Below are 23,786 nucleotides of genomic sequence, written 5' to 3'. Positions count from 1 at the left end.
ACGCACAGGAGCGAACCGATGAACGTGGATCGAATGCGAATCGTGTCCGATCAGGGCGTGCGCGTTATTGGGGCCGCGGATCGACTCCCCGATGTTTCGAGCGGAGACATGGTGCGCCAGGCGGCCATCGCCCGCGGGACGGTGGACGCGGAGAAGATCTGGATGGGCTGGGTGGAGCTTGGCCCCGCGCTCGTTTCCGCCGTCCATCACCACGGCGAGGCCGAGAGCGGGATCTTCATCGTCTCCGGCCACGCGCGTTTCTACAGCGGCGCCGACCTCGCCGCATCCTTCGAGGCGACGGAGGGCGACTTCATCTGGGTCCCGCCGAACGTCATCCACGTGGAGCAGAACGTGAGCAGCACAGCGCCGGTGCGGATGGTCGTCGCCCGATCGACGCAGGAGACGCTCGTGTTCAATCTGCCCACGCCCGCCGGCTGGACTCCCATGCGGTAGTCCTCGCCCCCTCCGGGGCGTATGCCCGTCTGACCATCACGCGGGAAATCGCGGGTTTCCTGCATCATCCATCGCTTCCGCTTGGCGTCGACCAGTTGCATCTGCGGCGGTTTGCCCAGACGAGCACGGCAGTGGCCTGCCAGCTCGGAGAGGCGAGCCGCATGGGTTTCCGTGATTGCAAGCCGCTCATCCGCTGGCATCAGGTCGACGTAATCTGGGGCGGATGACCGCGCCCGATAGCAGGCGTAATCCAGCCGCTCCAGCCACTGGGTGATCCAGCCCGCTTCCCATTCGGCGAGGGTGTCCTGGTCTTTGAGGCGCTGCAACGGGTCCTCGATGCCACGGCGCAGCCCCGCGTAGCCCGGCGCGATCGATCGTTGAGTTTCGGGATCGTCCAAACGACGTCCCGCGATGCCGAGGCGTCCGACGGGTACGATTGGGCCCAACGGGCGAGAGGACACGTTTGGACGATCTGTACGCGCGCGGGAACCGCGGAACCGGTTGTCAAATCACCGCACCCAAACCGTGCCGCTGGGCGAGATCGTGCACAAAACGGGCCAGCGCCATGTACCGCATCGCAGATCGTTGAGTGAGTTGACGCAAGGCGCAGGTCGGATTACCGTGTCGTGGGCTGCCCCGGTCTCCAGCGGAGGGTTGGCGCGGGGCCACCTTCGCGCGAGATTTTCCGATGGCCCACCACAGGAGGAGTGATGCTGGACCCCACACGGATCGCCATCGTCGCGACGGCGGCGATCCTGATCGCGAGCTGTGCGCCGAGCGCACCCGCCACGTCGCGCGAGCAAACGGGGGCTCCAGCTTCCGATCGTACCCTCGTCATGTCCATCGAGCGAGAGCCCAACTACATCTCGCCGCTTGCCCCCATCGCAGGCTTGGCCGCCACCGACTTCTACCAGCGGATGTTCAGCGCCTTTCTCGATTATTACGATGACCAGGGGCGACCGCAGCCCTATCTGGCCGAAGCGCTGCCTGAGCTGAACACGGATACGTGGACGGTGGATCCGGACGGCCGGATGGAAACCCGTTACCACCTCAAGCCCAACCTGACCTGGCACGATGGCGCCCCACTGACCGCCGACGACATCGCCTTCATGTTCCAGGTCGCCACGCCGGCCAACGGGTTCCGCACGGGCGTTCCGCCCTACAACATGATGGACAGCGTGAGCGCGCCGGATGACCGCACCCTCATCGTGTCCTGGAAGAGCGTGTACCCAGGCGCCGGTGTGTTGATGCTCGGAGGGGGTTCGACGCGGTTCGGGCTCGTCCCGTTGCCCCGCCACATCCTCGATCCGACGTTCCGAGACGCGGGTCCGGAAGCCATCCAGGACTCGGCGTACTGGTCGCGTGAGTTCGTCGGCTCGGGCCCGTTCAAGCTCGATCGATGGGAGCTGGGTTCGTACATCGAGGCTGTGGCGTTCGACCAGCACGTCCTGGGCCGCCCCAAGATCAACCGCGTGCGCCTGGTGTTCACGCCCGACCCGAACACTGCGTTCGCGGGCCTCCTATCGGGGGAGACCCAGGTCTCCCTCAATTCGATCACGTTCGATCACGTGCTGCAGCTTCGGCGCGAGTGGGCGGGGAACAATGCTGGCACGGCGGGCATCACCACCGTCTCCATCACCGTGGCCCTGTTCCAGGCAAAGCCGGAATACGCGAGCCCGCGGGCGGTCCGCGACGTCCGGGTGCGCCAGGCTCTCGCCCACGGCGTCGATAAGCAGACGCTGAACGAGACGATCTGGGGCGGCCTGCTCACCCCGCTCGACAGCATCTTCGATCCCGCGGCGGACTATTACCCCGCGATCGACCGCGCGATCGCGAAGTACCCGTTCGACCCTCGGGCCAGCGAGCGGCTGATGAGCGAGGCTGGCTACGTCAAGGGCCCCGATGGGTTCTTCGCCGATCCCGTGGAGGGGAAGCTGACCTTCGACTGGGAGTTCGGCCAGAACCGGCCCGAGGCTTCGGTGATCGCGGCGGGCTGGCGCACGGCAGGGTTCGACATCCAGGAGCACCCGCTCTCGCAAGCCCTCGCCATCGACGCCGAGGTCAACAGCTCGTTCTCCGCCATCAACGACAAGACCTCCGCGGCCGAGGAGAACCAGCAGATGACGCTGTATCGGTCGTCCGAGGTCAGCTCGCCCGAAACCCGATGGCGCGGCGAGAACCGCGGCGGCTGGACCAGCCAGGAGTACGATCGCCTGGTCCAGGCGTTCCAATCGACGCTCGATCCGTCCGAGCGCGTCCGCCAGCGAGCGGCGATCGCCCGGATTCTGACGACCGAGCTGCCGTCCGTCGTTCTCTCCTTCAACCCGAACACGCACGCGTACCTCTCGTCGGTGCGGGGGATCGTCCCGACCGGGCTCAACACGACCGGCCGGCTCACGTGGAACATCGAGCGCTGGGAGCTGGCCGCCGGCTGAGCGCCGCGCCCGATCGGGCAGCGCCCTCCTGAGATGCCGGCCACGGCCGACTTCGCGTCGTGGGCGCCCGGCCGCTTGACTCCCGGCCCATCCGTTCGTATGCTGCGCCCAACAAGAACGCGCGGCGATGCCTGATCGCCGCGCGTCGTCGCCGCAGGAGGTTCCGACCGGTGGAAGTCTGGCTCTTCGACATCATGCCCTGGCCCTATCGACAGTGGGAGATCCCTCACCCGTTCCCCGGCTCCATGTACGACCGGAAGCTCGGGAAGGAGCTGTACGACGGGCACCTCGCGCTCTACAAGCGCGCCGACGAGCTGGGATACGATGGCGTCTGCTTCGCCGAGCACCATTACGGGACCAACAGCGTTGACCCGTCGCCGAACTTGATGGCCGCCGCCGTGGCGACCCATACGTCCAACGCCAAGATCATCACGCTCGGAAACTGCCTCCCCATGCATGGCCATCCCATTCGCCTGGCGGAGGAGCTGGCGATGATCGACGTGCTCTCGGGCGGCCGGCTCGTGTCTGGCTTCATCCGCGGTGGCGGCGGCGAGTACTGGGCGTACAGCGTCGACATCGAGAAGGGCCGCTCCATGTTCAACGAGGCGGCGGAGCTGATCGTGAAGGCCTGGACGGCCGAAGAGCCCTTCGCGTGGCATGGCGAGCACTACCACTACGACGTCGTCTCGATCTTGCCGCGTCCGATGCAGCTTCCCCACCCGCCCATCATCGTCGCGGCCAACAGCGCCGAGAGCCTCGAGTGGGCCGCCGAGCGCCGCTACCCGTTGATGACCAGCTTCTCCCCCACCGACCAGATCGCGGAGACCTTCGGCTACTACCGCCAGTGCGCCCGCGAGCAGTACGGCTGGACGCCCCAGGCCAAGGACTGCGGCGTCAGCCGCCAGGTGTACGTGGCGGCCACGGACGCCAAGGCGCGCGAGGAAGTGGAGGAGCATGCCGCCTGCTTCTACAACATGCTGGCCGCGCCCGCGAAACAGGCGCAGATGGCCTCCATCAACGCCCGGCGCTACTCGGAGCGGAGCTTCGCGTACAAGTCGCGCGCGCACGAGCACATGCCGCATGGAGAGGCGGCGGTGTGGGACCGCGTGCAGCGGGATGGCCTCCTCATCGCCGGAAGCCCGGATACCGTGATCCGCAAGATCCGCGAGCAGCAAGAGGCGCTCGGGGTCGGGATCTTCATGACCTACCTGCCCTTCGGCAGCCTCGAGCCCAAGCAGGCGATGAGGAGCCTCGATCTGTTCGCGAAAGAGGTGCTCCCCGTTATCAAAAAGGACTGAGCGCCCCGCTGCCGGTCACGGCCCCGTCTTCTCGCCGATCCACCGACGGTGTGGACCCGTTCACACGGAAGGGACTTAAGCGAGCGTCGTTGCTATGCTTGCTTTCGGGTCCTCTGGCGTCCATATCGGGTTCGTGGCCATATCGATGGCCGTGAAGGACTGCTGAGCGGAGCGTCTCCGTCAAGCCTGTCCCCAGCGGAGTCGAAGGGCGAGGTCATTCGGGCTTCTCCCTCAGCGATATGCGTACATCCCGGGTGGGTGAACGTCCAGCGAGCCACGGGAGGTGGTCGGTGATCAATTCCATGCGATTCAGCCTGGCCGCGGCGGCTCTGCTGGCGGCAGCGATGGTTGTGCCCGGTCCTGCTCTGGCGCAGGACAGCCCGCAGTTCAACAATTGGGGACCCGGAATGCCCCCGCCGGACGATGAAGGCGTCGACGACGGCTCATCGTCGGCGGCGGGGCCGGATAGCGCCGCCCCATATGCCGCGCCAGCTCCCGGTCCCATCGGCAGCGGATGCTCGTATGATCTGCGGGGCATGTGGCGCGTGCAGGGGCAGTGGTCGTACGGCGGCAGCTCATCCTACTCCGCCACGGTCAGCGTGCGGCAGTTCCACCGCTACCTCCAGGCGATCCAGGACGACGGCACCAGCTACTACGGCATGTGCACCGGGAGCCAGGTGCAGTTCGACGTGTACAGCGGGTATCAGTACGCCGGCCGCCAGTACGGCAGCTTTACCGGGTCAACGCGCCGCTACCCGGACCCGCTGTCAAGCGACGCGGCCCCAACGTACGCAGTTCCCGCGCCGATCGGCGGCGGAAGCCAGCGCGGAAGCTTCACCTGGAGCACGTGGTACGGCTCTGGCAGCGAGACCTGGACCCGAAACGTGATCCGCCCGCTGTTTGATTCCCCCGGCCCTTAAGCCATCCGCAGGCTGCTGGTCGATCGATCGAAAAGAACCACACAGCTGCGTTTGACACGCGGCCGCCGCCGCTTTAGCCTCTCGTCAAACAGCTCGATGGCAGACGGGAGGGCACATGGACGCGCGGATTATCGATGCCGATGGCCACATTGTTGAAGACTCGCGGGAGCTTCGCGTGCGCCTGCCGGAGCCCTTCTGCAACCGCCGCGGCGCGCTCCTCGCCTCCGACGGCATGGACACGAGCATGGGCGGACGCCTCGGCGGGCTGGAGAACAACGACCTCCCCACCCGGCTGGAGGACATGGACCGGGAGGGAATCGACGTCTCGGTCCTGTTCCCGACCACGAGCTTCAACGTGTCCCAGGTCGTCGAGCGCGACTACGCCGTCGCCTACACGCGTGCCTACAACGACTACGCGGCCAGCGTGTGCCGCGCGAGCCCCCGGCTCAAGGCGATCGCGCTGCTCCCCTTCCAGGACGTGTCGGCGGCGGTCGCCGAGGCCGAGCGCGCGGTGCGCGACCTCGGTCTGGTCGGTATCGCGGTGGCAAGCCAGGGGATGAGAGAACACCTCGGCTCCCAGACCTACTGGCCGATCTACGAGACCATCGAGCGCCTGGGCGTACCCTTCTGCGTCCACAACCGTCGCGAAGGGCCGGCCGGCGACCATCGGTTCGACAGCTTCCTGTACATGCACACCATCGGTCGCCCGGTGGAGACGGCGATCCAGTTCGCGGGACTCATCTACGCCGGAGTGCCCGAGCGCTTTCCCGGTCTGCGGATCGGCTTCCTCGAGTGCGGCGTTGGCTGGGTCCCCTACTGGATGGAGCGCATGGACGAGGAGTGGGAGAAGCGGGGTGAGGTCGAGGCGCCCATGTGCCTGAAGCGGCCGAGCGAGTACGTCCTGCACGGCAACCTCTTCTTCGCTACCGAGCCCGAAGAGGGCATGCTGCCCTACGTCGGCGACCGGATCGGAATGAACAAGATCCTCTTCGCCTCTGACTATCCGCACTGGGACGGCATGTTTCCATACGTGGTGTCCACGATCCGTGGTCGACAGGACATCTCGGACGAGGCAAAAGCGCAGATCCTCGGCGATAACGCGAAACGGTTCTACGGCTGGGACTAGCGATCCCCTAGCTGATTTGGGGGTGTGGACTATGAAAGCGGGTATGCTGCTGGCGCTCGCCGTTGCGATGGCGGCCGGATGCGCCCCATCGCGCATGAGCGAAGCCGCCGATTCAGCACGGGCGGCCCGGGCCGATGTATCCGGGCCAAAGGTCCTGAACGCCGCCATTACCGAGGATCCCGGCAATTTTTGGGACGCGCTGACCGGCGGGGGCGGCAGCGGCTCGCGCGAGCTGGGCCACATGGTGAACCAGTTTCTCACGACAACGGCCTCCGATGGCACAGCGGTTCCCCGGCTCTTGGCCGAGCTGCCCGACGTGAGCCGTGGGACGTGGCGCGTCCTGCCCGACGGCGGCATGGAGACGACCCTGAAGCTTCGTGGCGACGTCGTCTGGCACGACGGCGAACCGTTCACGGCCGATGACGTCGCCTTCTCGTGGCTCGTCAACAAGGATCCCGACGTGCCGAACTCCAACGCCGCGGTCGCTCGGCTCATCAGCAGCGTCGACGTTCGGGACAGCACAACGGCCGTCCTCACGTGGTCGGAGCTGTATCCGTACGCCGACCGAATCGGGCATCGAGAGCTGTTCACCCTCCCCCGGCACCTCCTTGAGCAGCCCTATCAGGACGCGAAGGACGCGCTCATCGCGCAGCCCTATTTCAGCGACGCGTACGTCGGGCTGGGTCCCTACCGAGTCGAGCGCTGGGAGCGCGGCTCCGATCTCGAGCTTCGGGCCTTCGAGCGATATTTCCTCGGCCGTCCGAAGATCGACGTGGTGCGCGTCAGCTTCATTCCCGACGCGAACACCCTGCTGGCGAACCTCAAAGCGCGGGCCATTCAGCTCTTCCTGCCGCCCGGCGGACCGGACTTCGAGTCGCTCGTGCTCGTGAAACAGGACTGGGAATCCAGCGGGTACGGCACGGGCCTGATCGAGGTTGCTCGGTGGAAGTTCATGGAGCCGCAGAAGGGCCGTACCGCTCAGCCCGCCGACCTGTCGGACGCAAGGGCGCGGCAGGCGCTCCTCCTCGCCGTCAACCGGGAAGAGTTCGCCCGAGCGATGTACGGACAATTCGGAACGGTTGCCGATAGCTGGGTCCACCCCAGCTTCACCCAGTACCCGCAGATCCAGGACGCCATCACGAAATACCCCTTCGATTCCCAGCGCGCGATCGCCATCCTGGCCGACCTCGGCTGGCAGCGTGGCCCTGACGGCGTGCTGGAGAAGGGCGGCCAGCGCTTCTCCGTCAAGATGCGCGATCGCGACGATCCGAACGAAGCGCTTGTGATCGCAGACAACTGGAAGGGCATCGGCGTGGAGGGCACATTCGAGCAGCAAACGCCCCAGGAGCTGCGCGACCGTGTTGCGCGCGCTCAGTACACAGGCGTCGAGATCTCCCGCGGGTCGATGCCGCCCCTCACGATTCTCAGGAGCCTGCGCAGCGGCGCCATCCCCACGCCGGAGAACAAATGGGCCGGCTCAAACCGGGGCGCCTACTCGAGTCCGGTGTGGGATGCGCTCGACCGCGAGTTCGTCTCGGCGCTCGAGGAGACGAAGCGCGTGGCCATCGAGCGAGAGATGGTGCGCGTTCTGACCTCGGATCTGCCCCTGATGCCGCTGACATATGACCCGGACTCGATCCCCGTGGGCGGCGGACTGACGGGTGTACAGATCGCGACCGGCACCTCGCACAACGGGCAGATCATGCACACCTGGAACATCCACGAGTGGGACATGCGACCGCAGGCGAGCTAGCAACGGGCGCTTAGGAGCCGAAGGACAACCGCTCGACGAAGTACCGCGGGAGCCCAGCTTTCCGCATTTGTCGCTGCGTCTCCGCGATATCGTAGGGCACGCGCCGCCATTCCATCGCGGCCGCGTCGGTGTCGTAAATCAGGTAGGCGGCCCGCGGATCGTGGTCGCGGGGCTGGCCGACACTACCGGGGTTCACGATCATCTTGTACTCGGACACTTCACAGTGGCTGCCACTCGTCATGTGCTTCACGACGATCTTTGTCGGGGCTTCCACGAACGCCGAGGGGATGTGGCTGTGCCCAATAAAACACAGCTTTGTGTCCAGGAGGTTGAAGCTGGCCTGGGCCGCCCGCGAGTCCAACACGTACTCCCAGATCGGCTCGCGGGGACTGCCGTGGGCAAGGGTGACCCCATCGACTGTAGAGGTCGGCGTCAGATCGGCAAGGAAGCCCCGCGATTCCGGGGTGAGCTCCTGAGCGGTCCAATCGGCCGCGCGCGCCGCCTCGATATTGAACTCATCGGTGGAGATCGCCCCGACCACCGCGAGGTCGTGGTTGCCGGCGATCGCGCTCGCGCCCCGCTCGCGAAGGAGCGCGACGCACTCGTTGGGGCGCGGCCCGTAGCCGACGAAGTCGCCGAGGCACCAGATCGCGTCGACGGTGCCCATGTCTTCGAGGACCGCTCGCAGGGCCACGAGGTTGCTGTGGATGTCGGAAACGACTGCGATACGCATCGTGTAATCCTATCTCAGGATTATAGGCACGGTTAATGTGCCACCTATAATCTCATCGAGAGTGTTCGAACGTTCGGAAGCGAATTGTGCGTGTCTCCGAAATCGGTGAATTCGCGCTGATCGATCGGCTTGCGTGCACGCTCGGTGCGCAAACCTGTCCGGACCTCGTCATTGGCATCGGCGACGATGCGGCCGTGTGGCGCACGGCGTCTGGCGCGCTCGCCCTCGCAACGACCGATGCGCTGGTCGAGGACGTCCATTTTGACCTCAGAACTACCCCGTGGGAAGAGCTGGGGTGGAAGGCGCTGGCTGAGAACATCAGCGACATCGCCGCCATGGGCGGCCGGCCCCGGTATGCGCTCGTCGCGCTCGGGCTGCCGGGTGACCGCGAGGTCGCGGACATCGAGTCGCTCTACCGCGGAATGCGAAGTTGCGGCACGGAGTTCGGATGCTGCGTCGTCGGAGGAGACGTCGTGCGAAGCCCCGTCGTGAGTATCCACGTCACGGTGGTCGGCGACTCGCTCCCGGTCGTCGATTCCTCCGACCTGCCCGTGCTCGAGCGATCTCGCGCCCAACCCGGCGATGCTATCGCGGTCACCGGGCCCCTGGGCGGCTCCGCGGGCGGCCTGCGTCTCCTCACCGGGCGCGTGAATCAGGGGGGCGATCATGCGGCCGCTTCCCTCCTGCGACACGCCCACCTGCGCCCGATGCCACGCGTCGCGGAAGGGCTCGCGGCGGTCGAGGCGGGGATCCGATGCGGCATGGACGTGAGCGATGGGCTCGTCGCCGACGTAAACCACATTTGCGAGCGAAGCGGGGTCGACGCGCTCATCGACGCCGCGCGCGTGCCGCGATTTCCTGGGATCGAGGCGCTCTTCGGCGGCGATGCGCTGGATCTGGCCCTCGCCGGTGGTGAGGACTACGAGTTGGTATGCGTCGCGCCGGCGGCCACGCTCGATCGCGCCCAGGCGCTCTTCAAGGCGCGCGGACTGCGGCCGCTCATCGTGGTCGGCTCCGTGGCGGAGCCGGAGTGCGACCGCCCGCGGGCGCGCCTGCGGATGCCCGACGGCACGCGGGTCGAGCCGGTCGTCGCCGGGTACGAGCACTTTCGTGGATAACGCGCGGAGGGCACGAGATGGGTGAGCGAGCGTCTGTGCTCACGCGAAGCGAGGATCAGACGCGCGCGCTGGGTGAAGCGCTGGGACGTGCCGTCCAGGCTGGCGACGTCCTGCTCCTGGATGGCGCGTTTGGCGCCGGGAAGACGACGCTCGTCCAGGGCCTGGCGCGCGGTCTGGGTGTCGCCGACCAGGTCACGAGCCCGTCCTTCGTCATCGCCTGTGAATACGATGGGCGAGCTCCCCTTTTCCACATCGATCTCTACCGGGTCGAGCAGATGGACGGGACAACGCTCGAGGCTTTGGCCGAGTACTTCGGCGGAAGCGGCGTCTGCGTCGTGGAATGGCCCGGCGCCCTGCCGCCTGACCTCGTGCGCGATGCGACGCGCATCCTCCTGCGGGCAACGGGGGAGACCGAGCGACAGATCGAGATCGAGACGGCGTCGGAGCGGCTGCGCGACGCCTTCGTGGCGTTTTCCACGGACGCGCGTGCGCTGCAGAGAAGCGGAGGTGCTGGACATCGAAACCATCCTCGCCATTGATTCCTCCGGCGCGACGGCCAGTGTCGCGGTATACCGGGAGCAGGTGATCGCGGAGTGCGTGTGGCACAGCGGTCGGCGCCACTCGAGCCAGCTCCTCCCCACCATCGATGCGATGCTGCGCTTGGGAAGCCTCGATCGCGGAATGCTCACCGCCATCGCGGTCGCCGTGGGGCCGGGCTCGTATTCCGGTCTCCGGGTCGGGATCTCGACGGCGCTCGGGCTCTCGGAAGCGTTGGGCCTCGATCTGGTCCAGGTTCCAACCCTCGAGGTCATCGTCTGGGGATCCTGTCCTCCGGGCGCGGCCGAGAGTAAGGCTCCTCGCTCTGTCCGCGCCGCCATCGAGGTCGGCCGGGGTCGCTACGCTACTGCGCGCTACCGGCGCGCGGTCCGGCACGTGGAAGCGGAATCCGGGATCGAGGGCGCGGGGCTCGGGGATCTTCTCGCTCTGGCCATCGCGGAGCGAGCGCTCCTCGCCGTCGATCTCGACGCGGCAGCCCGAGAACGCGTGGAGCGGAGTCACGGGGAGCGGCTGGAGCTATCGTCGCCCGCCGCCAGCGCCCGGCGCGCCGGGCACCTCGCTGAGCTGGCGGCCCTTCGCATCCGGCGGGGGGACGCGGTGACGGGCGCCGTCGAGCCGATCTACCTTCACTGAGCGAGGACGGGCACTGAGCGAGGACGGGCACTGAGCGAGGACGGGCCATTGTCTGGTAGAAATGGCGGACTGTGTTCGCAGTGGCAGCAGACCGCGTCGCTGCAGGTGAGTGAGCGCTGCATTCGAATCGATTGAAATACGTGATCGAGTCGATGGAGATCCGCCACATTCCGGCGGTTTCGGCCATCGAGAACGAATCGTTTCCCACCGCGTGGCCGCCTTCGGCATATCGCCGAGAGATCGAGCGCAATAAGATGGCGTACTACGTGGTCGCCAAGCGCGTGCCGGAGATCGTCGCGCCGCGCCGTGATCCGCGATTTCCCGTTGAGGCCAACAGCCACGACGGTGCCGACGGGCTGCTGGGCAAGCTGAAAGGCCTCGTGCGCGCCGGGCGGCTCTACAGCGCTGAAGAGGCTTTCGAGCTGGAGACGATCGTGGGCTACACCGGCATGTGGATGATGGTCGACGAGGCGCACATCACCACCATCGCCGTCGATCCTCCCTTCCGCGGAGAGGGGATCGGGGACCTGCTGCTCGTATCCCTCATCGATCATGCGTGCGAGCTGAGCGCGGAGACGGTCACCCTGGAGTGCCGCGTTTCGAACACCGTGGCTCAGGCGCTGTACCGCAAGTACCGGTTCCACGACGCGGGCATTCGCAGGCGATACTATAGCGACGACGGCGAGGACGCGCTGATCATGACGACGGAGCTGCTGGACTCGCCGGCTTTCCAGCGGACGCTGGAAGAGAATCGCCGGCTTCTCATGGACCGGCTCCGCATCGATTGAGGCTGCCACATGGCTCACACGCTCCTCGCCCTCGACGCCAACTCGCTCATCCACCGCGCCTTTCACGCTCTGCCACCCCTGACGAGCGCCAAGGGTGAGCTGACCAACGCGACCTACGGCTTCACCATGATGCTGCTTCGGGCGCTCGACGACCTGCACCCGACGCACATCGCCGCCGCGTTCGACACGCCGAAGCCCACCTTTCGCCACGAGCGCTTCGAGGCGTACAAGGGCACGCGCCCGCCCACCCCGGACGGGCTCGCCCACCAATTCGCCCGCGTCCACGAAGTCCTCGACGCCTTGTACGTCCCGATCTTTCGGGTGGACGGGCTCGAGGCGGATGATCTGCTCGGGACCATGGCAGCGCGGATGTCCGAACAGGGTGTCGACGTCATCGTGGTCACCGGCGACACGGACGCGCTGCAGCTCGTCGGGCCGCGGGTCAAGGTCCTGGTGCCGCGCCGCGGCGTGACGGACACCGTGCTGTATGACGAGGACGGAGTCCGAGAGCGGTACGGTCTCGATCCCGGCCAGCTCGTCGATCTGCGAGCGCTCCGCGGGGACGTATCGGACAACATCCCCGGCGTGCCGGGAGTCGGCGATAAGACGGCGACGAAGCTCCTGCAGACCTATGGTGACGTCGAGGGCATTCTTGCCCACCTCGACGACCTCGGGCCGAAGTTGCGCGACCAGCTCAGACCTTACGCCGATCAAATGCGCCTGGCTCACGACCTGGCGCGGATCCGGCGCGACGCGCCTATCGAGCTGGAGCTGGACGCCTGCGCCGTTCGCGAGCCGGACCGGGCGCACGTGCTTGCGCTGTTCCACGAGCTGGGATTTCGCACCCTTATCGAGCGGCTGCCCGCAGCGCCGGGCGCTCAGCCGGCGCACCGGCCGCCGACGCGCGATGGAGCGGCCAGCGCCAACGGTCACCAGCTATCGCTGATCGCGGTGGAGCCCGCCGGCGGCCGCGCGACAACGCGGTCAGACCGCCGGGTCGTCCCCTCCGTCGAGGAGCTGCGGAGTCTCGTCGGCCACCTGACCGATTCCGACTCGCGCGGCGACCGGGGCGTCGGCATGGTCTGGCTCTTCAGCCGTCCCGACGCCATGCGTGCCGAGATCCTCTCGCTCGCGGTGGCGGTCCCGGGGGGCGAAACGTTCGCCGTCCCATTTTCGGGCGCCGCGTGCGGGTCAGGCGACGATCGGCGCGAGCCGCTGCCCCTGAGGGAATCGCTGGAGGTCCTGCGGCCCTTCCTCGAGGATCCCAGCATCCGCAAGTCGAGCCCGAACGTGAAGCAAGCGATGGTTGCGCTGGCGCGCTGCGGCGTGTCGCTGCGCGGCGCAGATTTCGACTCCAGCCTCGCCGCCTATCTCGTCGAGGCCTCGCAGCGCACGCTGAGCCTCCAGGACCTGTCGTGGTCGCGGCTCAACCGCGAGCTACCCGGCATCAAGAGCGTGACCGGCGAGGGACGGTCGGCGCTTCCGCTCGATGCCGTCCCCATCGACCGCATGGCCGCGCACCTGTGCGACGAGTCCGAAGCGCTTGTCGAGCTGGAGCCGATCCTGCTGCGCGAGCTGACCGACTCGGGTCTCGACGAGCTGTACCACGAGGTGGAGTTGCCGCTGGTCGACGTGCTGGCATCGATGGAGCTGGCCGGAGTCGCGGTCGACGTCCCGTATCTGATGGAGTTCAGCCGCGAGCTGCACGAGCGCCTCACGACCGTCGAGAGCGGGATATTCGCGGCCGTCGGCCACGAGTTCAACATCAACTCGTCGCAGCAGCTCGCGACCGTGCTATTTGACGAGCTGGCGCTGGGGGGCGGGAAGCGGACCGCCACCGGGCGGGCGTCGACGGCGGCCGACGTCCTGACATCGCTGCGCGGCGTCCATCCGGTGATCGAACTCATCCTCGAGCATCGGGAGCTGACCAAGCTGAAGTCGACCTACGTCGATGCGCTCCCGCTCCTGGTGCACCCGGAGACCGGGCGGATTCATACGACCTTCAATCAAACGGTGGCCGCAACGGGCCGCCTCTCATCCGCCGAGCCGAATCTCCAGAACATCCCGGTGCGTACCGAGCTGGGACGGCGAGTCCGCCAGGCGTTCATCGCCCCGGAGGCCGGTTGGAAGCTCCTGTCTGCCGACTACAGCCAGATCGAGCTGCGCGTCCAGGCCCACCTGACCCAGGACCCGACCCTCCTCGAGGCGTTCCGTCTGGGCCTCGACGTGCACGCGGCCACGGCGGCCGAGCTGTTCGGCGTCGAGGTCGACGCGGTGACTCCCGATCAGCGCCGCCTCGCCAAGACGGCGAACTTCGCCATCATCTACGGAATCAGCGCCTTCGGTTTCGCCGAGCAGACGGGGCTGACGCAGGCACAGGCAGCCGACTTCATCCGCAACTACTTCGAGCGATTCAACGGCGTCAGCGCATTCCAGAAGCGGCTCATCGCCGAGGCGCGTGAGACGGGCTCCGTGTCAACCCTCCTTGGAAGGAAGCGCACGATTCCCGAGCTGCGGTCGCACGTCCATGCCGTGCGCGCGGCGGGCGAGCGCATGGCCATCAATGCCCCGGTTCAGGGCACAGCCAGCGACATCATCAAGATCGCGATGACGCGCCTCCGGGACGCGATGGCGGATCGGGCGATGCGGTCGCGCATGGTTCTGCAGGTGCACGATGAGCTGCTCTTTGAGGCGCCCGACGAAGAGTTGGACGACCTCAAAGCGATGGCGAAGGAGATCATGGAAGGCGCCCTGATCCTGAGCGTACCGCTGGTCGTGGATCTGCGCGCGGCCCCGAACTGGGGCGCGATGTACTAGCTCAACGTTCCGGCGGGGAAAAACCCCGCCCAAGTCGAATCTGCCGTTCCCGTCCGGTAGGGCTTGTCCCCAGCCGAGCCCACGATCCAGCAGCTGTCCACCATCGCCTGGGTCCTCTACACACCATCGCGGGGCTCGCGCAGCGCTCTGCGGGGCAGCTGAGGCGGTACCATAGCCCGGGCGAAATCGCCCGGGAGGATAGCGATGCGATCAGCCGCTGAGCGGCGCCAGGCATTTCGAACGATGCTCAACGGGGCCGACCTCGTCGTGGCCCCAAGCTGCCCCGATCCTCTCACCGCCCGGCTGGTCGAGCGGATGGGCTTTCCCGCCATCCACGCGTCGGGGAGCGTCTTCCACCGAACCATGGGCTACGCGGACGCCGGCGTCCTCACGATGCACGAGATGCTCGACCGAATCTGGGCCCTCGCGGACGGGTGCGATCTGCCCGTCATCGCCGACGCAGACACCGGCTTCGGAAACGTCGTGAACGTGGTGCGGACAATACGCGAGTACGAGCGGGCGGGCGCATGCGCGATCCACATCGAGGACCAGGTCACCCCAAAGCGGCCCACGCACCAGGGCGTCGAGGGCGAAACCATCTCGCGCAAGGAGATGGTGAACAAGATTCGAGCGGCGGTCGACGCTCGCTCTGACCCGAACTTCATCATCATCGCTCGGTCCGAAGTCAAGGGCGACCCGAAGGAGGTCGTCGAGCGGCTGGCCGAATGCGTCGAGGCGGGAGCCGACGCGGCATGGGCCGGCGGTGACGAGAAGGCCGTTCGAGCGTTGCGAGCCGCGACCCCGGCCGCGCTCGTCGGCGTGCTGCCTCGCGGCGCCACGGCGAAGCAGTACAAGGAGTGGGGGGCGAACTGCGGCGTGATCCCGGGGGCGCTCCAAACGGCGGCGCTCCATGCCCAGAAGCTGTTGCTGGAAGAGCTGAAGCGGACGGGCACCACGGCCGGCTATTTCGCGGGGATTCCCGGCATCGAGGAGATGCAGCAGTTCTACAGTCGGCAAGGGAACGACGAGCTGGAAGCGATCGAAAAGCGGTTCGGCGGCGGGTGAGCGTGGGCGAATCCGCGACTCGGCTCGCTCGGCGGCCCGTCGCCGTGCGGATCGGCGGACTCGCCGTCGGCCTCGTCTTCGCCGCCGTCGTCTATTCTTGGGCGCCAGGGCCGCGACCGGCCGGCGCGGACGACCAGATGGTAATCGGCGTGTCTCAGGAGGGGAGGCCGCTCGTCGTCTCCCGCGTCGGGGATGGTCCGTCGTCGCTTTTCATCATCGGCGGGCAGCACGGCGGCCCCGAGGCGAACACCGTTCGCCTGGCGGAGCAGCTCCTGGCGCATTTTCAAGAACACGTCGATGAGATCCCGCCGAATCTTCATCTGGACGTCATGACCGTCGCAAACCCAGACGGCCTCGCCTCGGGCGCCCGACAATACGCCAGCGGGGTGGACCCGAACCGCAACTGGGGCGGGCCGGACTGGGCGGCCGACGCCGCCGACAGCAATGGTGTGTTTCGCCCGGGTATCGGAGGCGCGGAGCCGTTCTCCGAGCCGGAGACACAGGCCGAGCGCGACTACATCCTGCAGACGGACCCGCTCTTCACCATTAATTACCACAGTCGCGGAGGATTCATCTTCGGCGGCCGCACGGAGCTGTCCGGACGCCTCGCCGACGCCTACGCCGACGCCGCGGGCTACCGGCGGAGCGGGGCCGGCGGCGCCAGGAGCCTGCTGGGTTATCGAGCGACCGGAAGCATGAACGTCTGGATGGGCGACCAGGGCTACGCCGCGATCCTGGTCGAGCTGACGTCGTCGACGGAGGCGGAGCTCGGCCGTAATCTGGCGGGCGTCCGGGCCGTACTCGCCATCCTCAGCGCGGGTTGACCGTCGCCGCGAGCGAGCCGCAGCTCGTTCGTGTGCGGTCTGGCGGCTGGGTTCGGGTCGCGGGAGTGAACCGGTGTGGGGGGAGCGCTCCCCCCACACCGGTTTCGCGATCGGTTGGTCGCGGAGTGCGTCGAGGCAGCGGCGCCAAGGTGACCGGGCCCCCCGCTCCCGCCGAAGCGGGGCGAAGGGCCTCGAATGCCCCCGCTCCCACCGAAGCGGGGCGAAGGGCCTCGAATGCCCCCGCTCCCGCCGAAACGGGGCGAAGGGCCTCGCATGCCCCCTCTCCCGCCGAAGCGGGAGAGGGCGGGGGTGAGGGCAGCCCACAGCCTGGCGCCGCATGCCTCCCTCAGGACTCTAGCGGTCCGACGGCGACATCGGGTCGGCCGAGCTGTTGGCCGACCCCTGGTCTCCACCGGCCGCCGCGCTCTGCGTGCCGCCCTCGCCGCCCACGGCCAGCGACCGCGAGCGACTCTTGCCGCCGTTGCCACCGGTGGCGTTGTTATCGCTCTGGCTCACGACCGAGTTGTCGCTGGTGTTCATCCCGCCGGACGAGTCGCAGCCACAGTCCCCGGAGGAGCCGCCGTTCGACCACTCGGATCCGCTCGACTTCGGAGACGAGCAGCCCCAGGGGTCACGGATCCCGCCGCCATTGGCGCATTGAGGGGTGACGTTCACGCCCTGCGCCGCGCCGATGGAGCCCTTCGAGCCATTCGAGCCAGCCTTGGCGTTGCCGCCGTCGCCGCCCGTGCTCTCGGAGTGGCTCTTCGCGTTCCCGCCATTGGCGCCCTTGTTGGTCGCGCTGACGACCGAGGGCATTCCGTGCGGATGGCTGGAGTAGCAACCACACGCGTTCGACCAGATCCCGCCGGCATAGCCCGGTGAATCGCTCTGGCCAAACCAGCCACCGTTCCAGGAGCCGGAATCGCCCGAGTCGCAGCCGCACCAATCGCTCGATCCCTGGCCGCTCGCAGTGGCCGTCTGGGTGCCGCCGTTGCCGCCGAAGCTCGTCGCCGAGCTGGTGCTCTTGCCGCCGTTGCCGCCGGCGGCCGTGTTGCCGCTCTGGCTCGTGACCGAGTTCGAGCTGCTGTTGCCGCCGCTCGTGCTGTCGCACCCGCACGAGTCTCCGCCGCTCATCCAGGAACCGTGGGAATGCCCACCTCCCTGGTGCGTGTACTGCGGGGCCACGTTGATCCCCTGGATCACGCCGGCCGAGTGCCCGGCGCCGTTGGATCCGGCGCTCGCGTTGCCGCCGTTGCCCCCGGAGCTTTCGGACGAGCTGCGCGCGTTCCCGCCGTTTGCGCCGGCGTTCTTCGCGGATACCCGCTGGCCCGAGGACTGGTGGGAATCACACCCGCAATTGGAGGAATCGCTCGATCCCTGGCCGCTCGCGGTGGCCGTCTGGGAGCCGCCATTGCCGCCGAAGCTCGTCGCCGAGCTGGTGCTCTTGCCGCCGCTGCCGCCGACGGCCGTGTTGCCGCTCTGGCTCGTGACCGAGTTCGAGCTGGTGTTGTCGCCGTGGCCCGTGAGCTGGACGGTCGTCTGCGGCGCCACGTTCACGCCCTGAACGACGACCAGCGAACCGTTCGCCGAGTTCGAGCCGGCGCTGGCGCTTCCACCATTGCCGCCCGTGCTCTCCGAGTGGCTCTTCGCATTGCCGCCGTTCGCGCCGAAGTTGCCCGCGCTGACGCTGCTTCCGCCGTGCGAGCCACCGCAGCACCCGCTGATCCATCCATTGCCGCCGCCGTTGGCAGTGGCTGTCTGGGTTCCGCCGTTCCCGCCGGTGCTGCTGGCGCTGCTGCTGCTCTTGCCCCCGTTGCCGCCGGTGGCGCTGTTGTTCGACTGGCTGGTCACGGAGTTACTGCTGGAGTTGTCTCCATGTCCGGTTCCCTGGATCGCCGTTTGGGGCGCGACGTTCACGCCCTGAATGGCGATGAGGGAATGACTCGCGGAGTTCGACCCTGCGCTGGCATTGCCGCCGTTGCCACCGGTGCTGCTCGACTTGCTCGACGCGTTTCCACCGTTGGCGCCGACATTCGTCGCGCTCGTCTGCTGAGACGGATGGGATGCCTGGCAGCACGGGTTCGAGCCGTGCGATGGCCCCTCATTCGACACGCCCGACGGCTGCGACGGACAGCACGGGTTCGAGCCGTGCGATGGCCCGTCACTCGACACGCCCGACGGCTGCGACTGGCAGCAGCCGGAACCGGTGTTATGGAGCGTGCTCGGCCCGCTGAGCGGCAGCGTTGCTCCGCCCGGCTGGCTCAGTCCACCGCCAGCGGGCGAGCCACCGCCCGGCTGACTCAAGCCACCCACAGCCGGGGAGGTGGCCCCTCCTGCGCCCGGAAGGCTCGGGCCATTGGCGAGGGGAGCCGCCGGAGGCGCGCTGGGTACGATGCCGCCGGGCGCCGCGCCTTGCCCGCCTCCGGAGGACCCGCCGAGCACGCCGCCCGGTGAGAGGACTTGCGCCGACGCCGCGTCGGGCCCGGTCAGGAGAAGGAACGCGCTGGCTAGCGCGAGACCCACGGCGAGGCCGGCCAGGCGGTGAAGGGGCAAGCCCCCGGTTCGGTTGCAGAGTTGCATTGATGCAACCTCCTGGTTGTTGCTGATTCCGTTTCGTTTTCCGCTGGTGACGCGCATCTGCACACGCGATCCGGCGGAGTCCCGTTGAGGACGGGTGGGGCGCCGTGCACCGGGCGACCTGGCAGGGTCGAGACCCGAAGTGGGCGCCGCCACCCGCCTCGATCTCGCGACGACAGGCTCGTTGAATGGGCCCACGGCTGGCGCCTGCGCTGGCAGCAGCAGATGCGCTTGGCGCCGGTCGCGTCCCGAACGACGATGAGTCGCGCGAGGGCGGGTGGGGCGCCTAGCCTGGGGGTGCAGCTGGGGCGAACGCCCAGCTCGGGAGCCGCTCGGTCCGGGCGGCAACACGGCCAAGCGGCCGGAGGAGGATCAGGATTGAAGTGAGAAGGATGGCAACCGCTCCCCCCGCGCTGGCGCCACCGCTGGCGTCGCCGTTGGCGAGCAGGCCGAAAGGCGTGACTGATCCCAGGGGCGGCTGCGGAACCGGACTTCGGAGCGGGGAGAAGGGGCTGAGCGGCGCCACGACCGCGCCGCGGACCGCGCGAGCCGCGATCTTCGGCGCGGAAAGGGAAGATGGCCTGGCCTTTGCGTCGGCCTCTGACCGGCGCGTGGATGCGCCGAAGGCGGCGACGTGGGCCGATTGCGGCGCACCAATAGCCTGGCCGGGTCCGCGCTCGGGCGAGGATCCGCCGCCGCCCATTGGGAGCCGAAGGATCGTCGCGGGGTTCGCCGCCGGCGCGGACGCGAGGACACCATTTCGCGCGGCTGGGCCAGCGCCGGGCCCGTCCTCGTCGCCTGTCCCGTCATGCGACTGGTCCGGGTTGCGAACTGACGACGCCGGGAAGGAGCCGATGACCGCGTCCTGCGCTGAGAAGGGCTGCGGCAGAGCTGAGGCTCCTCCTCCCACCCGTGCTGATGGCGCGTCCGGTGACACGCCGGACGGGCGGACGCGAGGTCGACCACCGAACGACACGCTCTCGGTTTCGACTCCCCCCTCGAGCCCGACGAGAACGTCCTGGACTGCACCGGCCACGCCGTCGACGGCCGTGATGCCTTGCTGGCCCAGCGCATCGGACTGCTGGGCCAGTTCGGCCACGGGGGCAAGGGCTGACGTGAAGGGCTTCCTCATCGGCTCAGTGACCGCCCCGACGCGGTCGCCCAGGAGGCTCAATGCGGTTCCTACCACGGAATTCACCGGGCCGGTGGCTGTCGCACGCGGCTCGGTCAAGTCCGAGACCGGAGCGAGCCCCGATTTGGCGGGCTGGATCGCGGCACCGATCGGGCCGGTTGCGGCCGCGAAGGGCTCCGTCAGCGGCGCCGCGAGGCGCTCAAGCGTGCCGGTAGCAAAGCTGGAGGTTGGCTGGACGAGCGCGATGACGGGAGCGACCGCTGTCACGACGGGCTGCGCAGTGGGCGCGATAGCGGACTCGATGCTCCCGCCGATGATGTTCAGGGTCGGCTCGAGGGTGGTCGCCACCGGCGCGACCGTCGCCGCCAGCGGCTGGGTAACGGGCGCCGCCAGGTTCGCGACGGCGCCTCCCGCGAGACGCACGGTCGGCTGGAGGGTGGTCGCCACCGGCGTGACGGTCGGCGCCAGCTCCTCGGTCAACGAAGTCGTTGGGGCAAGGATGGTCGGAAGCGGGTGGGCCACGGGTCCCGAGAGGCTGTCGATGGTCCCCGCAGCACCGCGGATGGTGGCCTGGAGCAGGGAGCTGCCCGTCTGGGTCAGGGCCGCCGGAGCGAGGGGTGAGGTGGCGGGCTGGGTCGGTCCAGTTGGTCCGGATGTGATGGCCGCGAGCCCGGTCCCTTGCCGAGCCAGCCTCGTGGTGCGCTGTGATGGCGCCTGGATCAGAGCGGGCGCGCTCTCCAGCGGCTGCCGAAGCGCCGACGTCGTCCCGACGACTGGCGATTCGAGGGCACCCGCCGCAGCGGACAGCGCACCGCGGGTTGTCCCGGGCGCCAGGCCGTGGGTTGCCGAGCCAACGGCCGGCAATCGTTGCGGAATCGCGCCCGCCGTCGTGGACGGCGCCGCCAGGGATGCGCCCGCACGCCCGAACGCGGTCGTCGGAATGGAGCTTCGCTCGGACGATCCGGCGGAGGCCGTGCCGGTGCGAGGGGATCGGACGACCGAGTTGACTACGGGCGGCGCGGCGCTCGTCGCCGATCCAATTGCGGCGCTCGCTGGGCTGGACGGCCTGGATGCGCCCCGCGCCGTCAGGTCGCGGGCGGTGCCTCCCATGGAGGCCGCGCTGATTGGGCTGGCGCCGGTTACGGTGTTGACCACGGACGAGACCGGACGGGTCACGCTTGCCACATTGGTCGCTGCGCCGGCCGACGGATCCGATTGCCCGTGGAGTGGGGTTGTCGCGCCCGCGCTGGGTCCCGGAACGGCGGATGGGCCGGATGAGCCGGCCGCCCTTTCGCCGCCCGTCGACGACGACTGGTGGAGCGGTGTCGTGGCGCCGGCGCCGGGCCCCGGCGCGACCGACGGGCTCGACACGCGAGCGGTGGCGCTCTGCACCAGTCGGCCCGCGCTATTCGCGAGCAACTCGGTCGCGTTCGCCGCGCCCCCGCGAGGTCCGGGTTGCGGGGCCTTCGGCGGCGCGCCGGTCGGGCCTGCTCCCGTTGCCGCGTGGCTGGCTGCATTGGCTGCGCTCCCGGCCTGGGAGCCCCCGTTCGATGCGCCACTCGCGATGTGGCTCGCGGTGCTCGCGACGCTGCTCGTGGCGCTCGTCACACCGCCTGCTGACTGGCTTGCACCGCTCGCGGCGCCGGTTACTGCGCGGGTAGCGGTGCTGAGGGCGCCTCCCGTCCCGGACCCTGACGTTCCCGCCGCAGATGCCACGGACGGGATCGCCATACCGATCAAGGCCAGCAGGGCTGAGACCAGAAGCGTGTGCTCAGGGAGATGGAGGATTCGACTCGACAACAGCTCGATTCCAAATGGGATTCGGCAGAAACAAAAACGCAGCAGCTTTACCCCCCAGCCTCTCGCTGGGCGATCGCTGCTGCCTTCATCCGGATGGAACCTCTGCCAAAGCCCCGTCCGGGGGTAGCGTCCGTGACCGAACACCAACGGTATTCATGTAACACGGTCAGCCTGATCGGCACAAGAGTGCGGGGGGAGCTGTCGCACGGCTGTAACGGCGCGCGCCGATCAGCTGCTATAGATGGTTCTGAGGCGCGCCTTCTCCACCTTCCCCATCGCGTTTCGGGGCAGCGTCTCGGCAAACTCCACTCGACGCGGGCACTTGTATGGCGCGAGGCGGGTCCGCGCCTCCGCCATGACCTGGTCCGCCGACAGCTCGGCGCCAGACGCTCGGATGATGACCGCCGTCACTCGCTCGCCCCAATCCGGGTCCGGCAGCCCGATCACGGCGCAGTCCTCCACGCCACGGATCGCGCCCAGGGCGTTCTCTACCTCCGCGGGATAGACGTTCAGCCCCCCGCTGATGATCAGGTCTTTGGCGCGGCCCACGATTTCGTAGTAGCCATCCGCGTCCTGTCGACCCAGGTCGCCGGTACGGAACCAGCCGTCCACGAAGGTCTCGGCGGTCTTCTCGGGCGCGTGGTAGTAACCGGCGAACACATTGGGACCCCGCACCCAGATCTCGCCGACATCCCCCTGTGCGACATCCGTCCCTTTTTCCGCGTCGACGAGCCGAACGCGAACGCCCGGCAGCGGCACTCCGATCTTGCCGGGCTTGCGCTCGCCCTGGAGGGGATTGGAGATGTTCATGCCTGTCTCCGTCAATCCATACCGCTCGAGGATGGTGTGGCCCGTTCGCTGCCGGAACGCGTTGAAGTCGGCGACGCTGAGCGGCGCCGACCCGGACACGAACAGGCGTACGGACTCGCATACCGCGGGAGTGAGATCCGCGTCGGCAGCGAGCCGGTGGTACATGGTGGGCACACCCATGAAGAGGGTTGCCCGCGGAAGAAGCTCGATCACCTGGGATGGGTCGAACCTCGGGAGGAATAGCATGGTCGCGCCTGCCCCCAGCGCCGCGGTGGCGGCCACGAACAGCCCATGGACGTGAAAAAGCGGGAGCGCGTGGAGGAGCACGTCGTCTGCCCGCCAACCCCACGCCTCGTGCAGGGCCTCGGTGTTGGCGATCAGGTTCGCGTGCGTGAGCATGGCTCCCTTGGGCGCTCCCGTCGTGCCGGACGTGTAGAGAATCGCGGCGAGGGGGTCCGCACCCGAGACAGCGACGGACTCGAAGTCCGGTGGGGCTGCGGCCGCGCGCTGCTGAAATGTCCCCGATGTCCCGTCGACGTCCAGGGTCTCAACGCGCCTGGCGCCCGCCTCGCGACTAGCGGCTTCAAGCGCGGCAATTCGCTCGGGCGCTCCGAGCAGGAGCGCGGTCCCCGAGTCGCGCACGTAGTACGCCACCTCGGCGACCGTGCAGCTTGGGTTGATCGGAACGAGCGGAGTCCCAGCGCGCAAGCACCCGAGATAGAGGGCGAGGAAGTCCGGGCATTTCTCGACCTGGACGGCGACGCGGTCGCCTGCCGACAGCCCAGCGTCGGTCAACGCGCGCGCCATTTGACCCGATCGCGCCAAAAGCTCGGCATAGCTTTGCGCGCCACCTTCAGGGAAAACGAGCGCGGGTTTGCCTGGATCTCTGGGGAAGCCCGCCCGAAGGCGGTCGAAAAGGTTTTCGGACACAACGCACCCCCGGCAG

Annotated in this window: 18 protein-coding genes; 14 read left to right on the top strand and 4 right to left on the bottom strand. The window is 68.1% G+C overall.

What is annotated here, in order from left to right; all coding sequences use genetic code 11:
- The first annotated feature begins 18 nt into the window (after positions 1–18).
- From VFC51_15190 to VFC51_15165, 6 genes are all read left to right on the top strand, one after another.
- Positions 19–453 carry a cupin domain-containing protein gene (locus VFC51_15190; GenBank protein HZT08369.1) on the top strand — a complete coding sequence of 145 codons (435 nt, stop codon included), beginning with the start codon at positions 19–21 and terminating at the stop codon, positions 451–453.
- 710 nt (positions 454–1,163) lie between these two features.
- Complete coding sequence (locus VFC51_15185) at positions 1,164–2,888, top strand: ABC transporter substrate-binding protein (protein ID HZT08368.1); 1,725 nt, start codon at positions 1,164–1,166, stop codon at positions 2,886–2,888.
- Between the two features lie 170 nt (positions 2,889–3,058).
- Complete coding sequence (locus VFC51_15180; GenBank protein HZT08367.1) at positions 3,059–4,186, top strand: LLM class flavin-dependent oxidoreductase; 1,128 nt, start codon at positions 3,059–3,061, stop codon at positions 4,184–4,186.
- Positions 4,187–4,476: 290 nt separating this feature from the next.
- Complete coding sequence (locus VFC51_15175) at positions 4,477–5,106, top strand: hypothetical protein (protein HZT08366.1); 630 nt, start codon at positions 4,477–4,479, stop codon at positions 5,104–5,106.
- A gap of 115 nt (positions 5,107–5,221) precedes the next feature.
- Complete coding sequence (locus VFC51_15170; protein ID HZT08365.1) at positions 5,222–6,232, top strand: amidohydrolase family protein; 1,011 nt, start codon at positions 5,222–5,224, stop codon at positions 6,230–6,232.
- Between the two features lie 31 nt (positions 6,233–6,263).
- Positions 6,264–7,985, top strand: coding sequence for an ABC transporter substrate-binding protein (locus VFC51_15165; GenBank protein ID HZT08364.1), 1,722 nt, complete (start codon positions 6,264–6,266; stop codon positions 7,983–7,985).
- A 10-nt stretch (positions 7,986–7,995) separates the two neighbouring features.
- Here the strand turns inward: VFC51_15165 and VFC51_15160 are convergent, their stop codons facing one another.
- Entirely contained in the window at positions 7,996–8,718 is a 723-nt protein-coding gene (locus VFC51_15160) for a metallophosphoesterase family protein (GenBank protein ID HZT08363.1), read from the bottom strand.
- A gap of 86 nt (positions 8,719–8,804) precedes the next feature.
- On the opposite strand from VFC51_15160, the gene thiL reads away from it, so the two are divergent.
- The 7 genes from thiL to VFC51_15125 all read left to right on the top strand — a co-directional run bounded on the left by thiL (position 8,805) and on the right by VFC51_15125 (position 16,521).
- Positions 8,805–9,836 (top strand): thiamine-phosphate kinase, encoded by a 1,032-nt coding sequence (gene thiL / locus VFC51_15155; protein HZT08362.1) that lies wholly within the window; start codon positions 8,805–8,807, stop codon positions 9,834–9,836.
- Between the two features lie 17 nt (positions 9,837–9,853).
- On the top strand, positions 9,854–10,375 hold the full coding sequence (gene tsaE, locus VFC51_15150) for a tRNA (adenosine(37)-N6)-threonylcarbamoyltransferase complex ATPase subunit type 1 TsaE (protein ID HZT08361.1): 522 nt from the start codon (positions 9,854–9,856) through the stop codon (positions 10,373–10,375).
- Positions 10,344–11,027 carry a tRNA (adenosine(37)-N6)-threonylcarbamoyltransferase complex dimerization subunit type 1 TsaB gene (gene tsaB, locus VFC51_15145; GenBank protein HZT08360.1) on the top strand — a complete coding sequence of 228 codons (684 nt, stop codon included), beginning with the start codon at positions 10,344–10,346 and terminating at the stop codon, positions 11,025–11,027. The genes tsaE and tsaB overlap by 32 nt, the downstream gene beginning before the upstream one ends.
- Positions 11,028–11,167: 140 nt before the next feature.
- On the top strand, positions 11,168–11,815 hold the full coding sequence (gene rimI, locus VFC51_15140) for a ribosomal protein S18-alanine N-acetyltransferase (GenBank protein HZT08359.1): 648 nt from the start codon (positions 11,168–11,170) through the stop codon (positions 11,813–11,815).
- A gap of 9 nt (positions 11,816–11,824) precedes the next feature.
- The gene (polA, locus tag VFC51_15135; GenBank protein HZT08358.1) at positions 11,825–14,632 is read left to right on the top strand and encodes a DNA polymerase I; all 2,808 of its coding nucleotides are present in this window, start codon (positions 11,825–11,827) and stop codon (positions 14,630–14,632) included.
- Between the two features lie 204 nt (positions 14,633–14,836).
- Entirely contained in the window at positions 14,837–15,697 is an 861-nt protein-coding gene (locus tag VFC51_15130; GenBank protein HZT08357.1) for an isocitrate lyase/phosphoenolpyruvate mutase family protein, read from the top strand.
- A gap of 2 nt (positions 15,698–15,699) precedes the next feature.
- On the top strand, positions 15,700–16,521 hold the full coding sequence (locus VFC51_15125) for a M14 family metallopeptidase (protein HZT08356.1): 822 nt from the start codon (positions 15,700–15,702) through the stop codon (positions 16,519–16,521).
- A gap of 354 nt (positions 16,522–16,875) precedes the next feature.
- Here VFC51_15125 and VFC51_15120 read toward each other — a convergent pair whose 3' ends face one another.
- Together VFC51_15120 and VFC51_15115 are read right to left on the bottom strand one after the other, a co-directional pair.
- Entirely contained in the window at positions 16,876–19,101 is a 2,226-nt protein-coding gene (locus tag VFC51_15120) for a hypothetical protein (protein ID HZT08355.1), read from the bottom strand.
- Between the two features lie 283 nt (positions 19,102–19,384).
- On the bottom strand, positions 19,385–21,094 hold the full coding sequence (locus VFC51_15115) for a hypothetical protein (GenBank protein ID HZT08354.1): 1,710 nt from the start codon (positions 21,092–21,094) through the stop codon (positions 19,385–19,387).
- Positions 21,095–21,170: 76 nt separating this feature from the next.
- On the opposite strand from VFC51_15115, the gene VFC51_15110 reads away from it, so the two are divergent.
- The gene (locus tag VFC51_15110; protein ID HZT08353.1) at positions 21,171–22,157 is read left to right on the top strand and encodes a hypothetical protein; all 987 of its coding nucleotides are present in this window, start codon (positions 21,171–21,173) and stop codon (positions 22,155–22,157) included.
- Positions 22,158–22,258: 101 nt separating this feature from the next.
- On the opposite strand, the gene VFC51_15105 is transcribed toward VFC51_15110, so the two are convergent.
- Complete coding sequence (locus VFC51_15105; GenBank protein HZT08352.1) at positions 22,259–23,770, bottom strand: AMP-binding protein; 1,512 nt, start codon at positions 23,768–23,770, stop codon at positions 22,259–22,261.
- Between the last annotated feature and the right edge of the window lie 16 nt (positions 23,771–23,786).

The sequence above is a fragment of the Chloroflexota bacterium genome, assembly GCA_035652535.1.
GTDB lineage: Bacteria > Chloroflexota > UBA6077 > UBA6077 > SHYK01 > DASRDP01.
This window is presented reverse-complemented; position numbering and strand designations above follow the sequence as displayed.

Bases quoted from the DNA above. Each gene is read 5' to 3' on its own strand.
- VFC51_15190 (HZT08369.1), top strand. From the start codon at position 19: ATGAACGTGGATCGAATGCGAATCGTGTCCGATCAGGGCGTGCGCGTT.
- VFC51_15185 (HZT08368.1), top strand. From the start codon at position 1,164: ATGCTGGACCCCACACGGATCGCCATCGTCGCGACGGCGGCGATCCTG.
- VFC51_15170 (HZT08365.1), top strand. From the start codon at position 5,222: ATGGACGCGCGGATTATCGATGCCGATGGCCACATTGTTGAAGACTCG.
- VFC51_15165 (HZT08364.1), top strand. From the start codon at position 6,264: ATGAAAGCGGGTATGCTGCTGGCGCTCGCCGTTGCGATGGCGGCCGGA.
- VFC51_15160 (HZT08363.1), bottom strand. From the start codon at position 8,718: ATGCGTATCGCAGTCGTTTCCGACATCCACAGCAACCTCGTGGCCCTG.
- tsaE (HZT08361.1), top strand. From the start codon at position 9,854: ATGGGTGAGCGAGCGTCTGTGCTCACGCGAAGCGAGGATCAGACGCGC.
- polA (HZT08358.1), top strand. From the start codon at position 11,825: ATGGCTCACACGCTCCTCGCCCTCGACGCCAACTCGCTCATCCACCGC.
- VFC51_15130 (HZT08357.1), top strand. From the start codon at position 14,837: ATGCGATCAGCCGCTGAGCGGCGCCAGGCATTTCGAACGATGCTCAAC.
- VFC51_15120 (HZT08355.1), bottom strand. From the start codon at position 19,101: ATGCAACTCTGCAACCGAACCGGGGGCTTGCCCCTTCACCGCCTGGCC.
- VFC51_15110 (HZT08353.1), top strand. From the start codon at position 21,171: ATGGAGCTTCGCTCGGACGATCCGGCGGAGGCCGTGCCGGTGCGAGGG.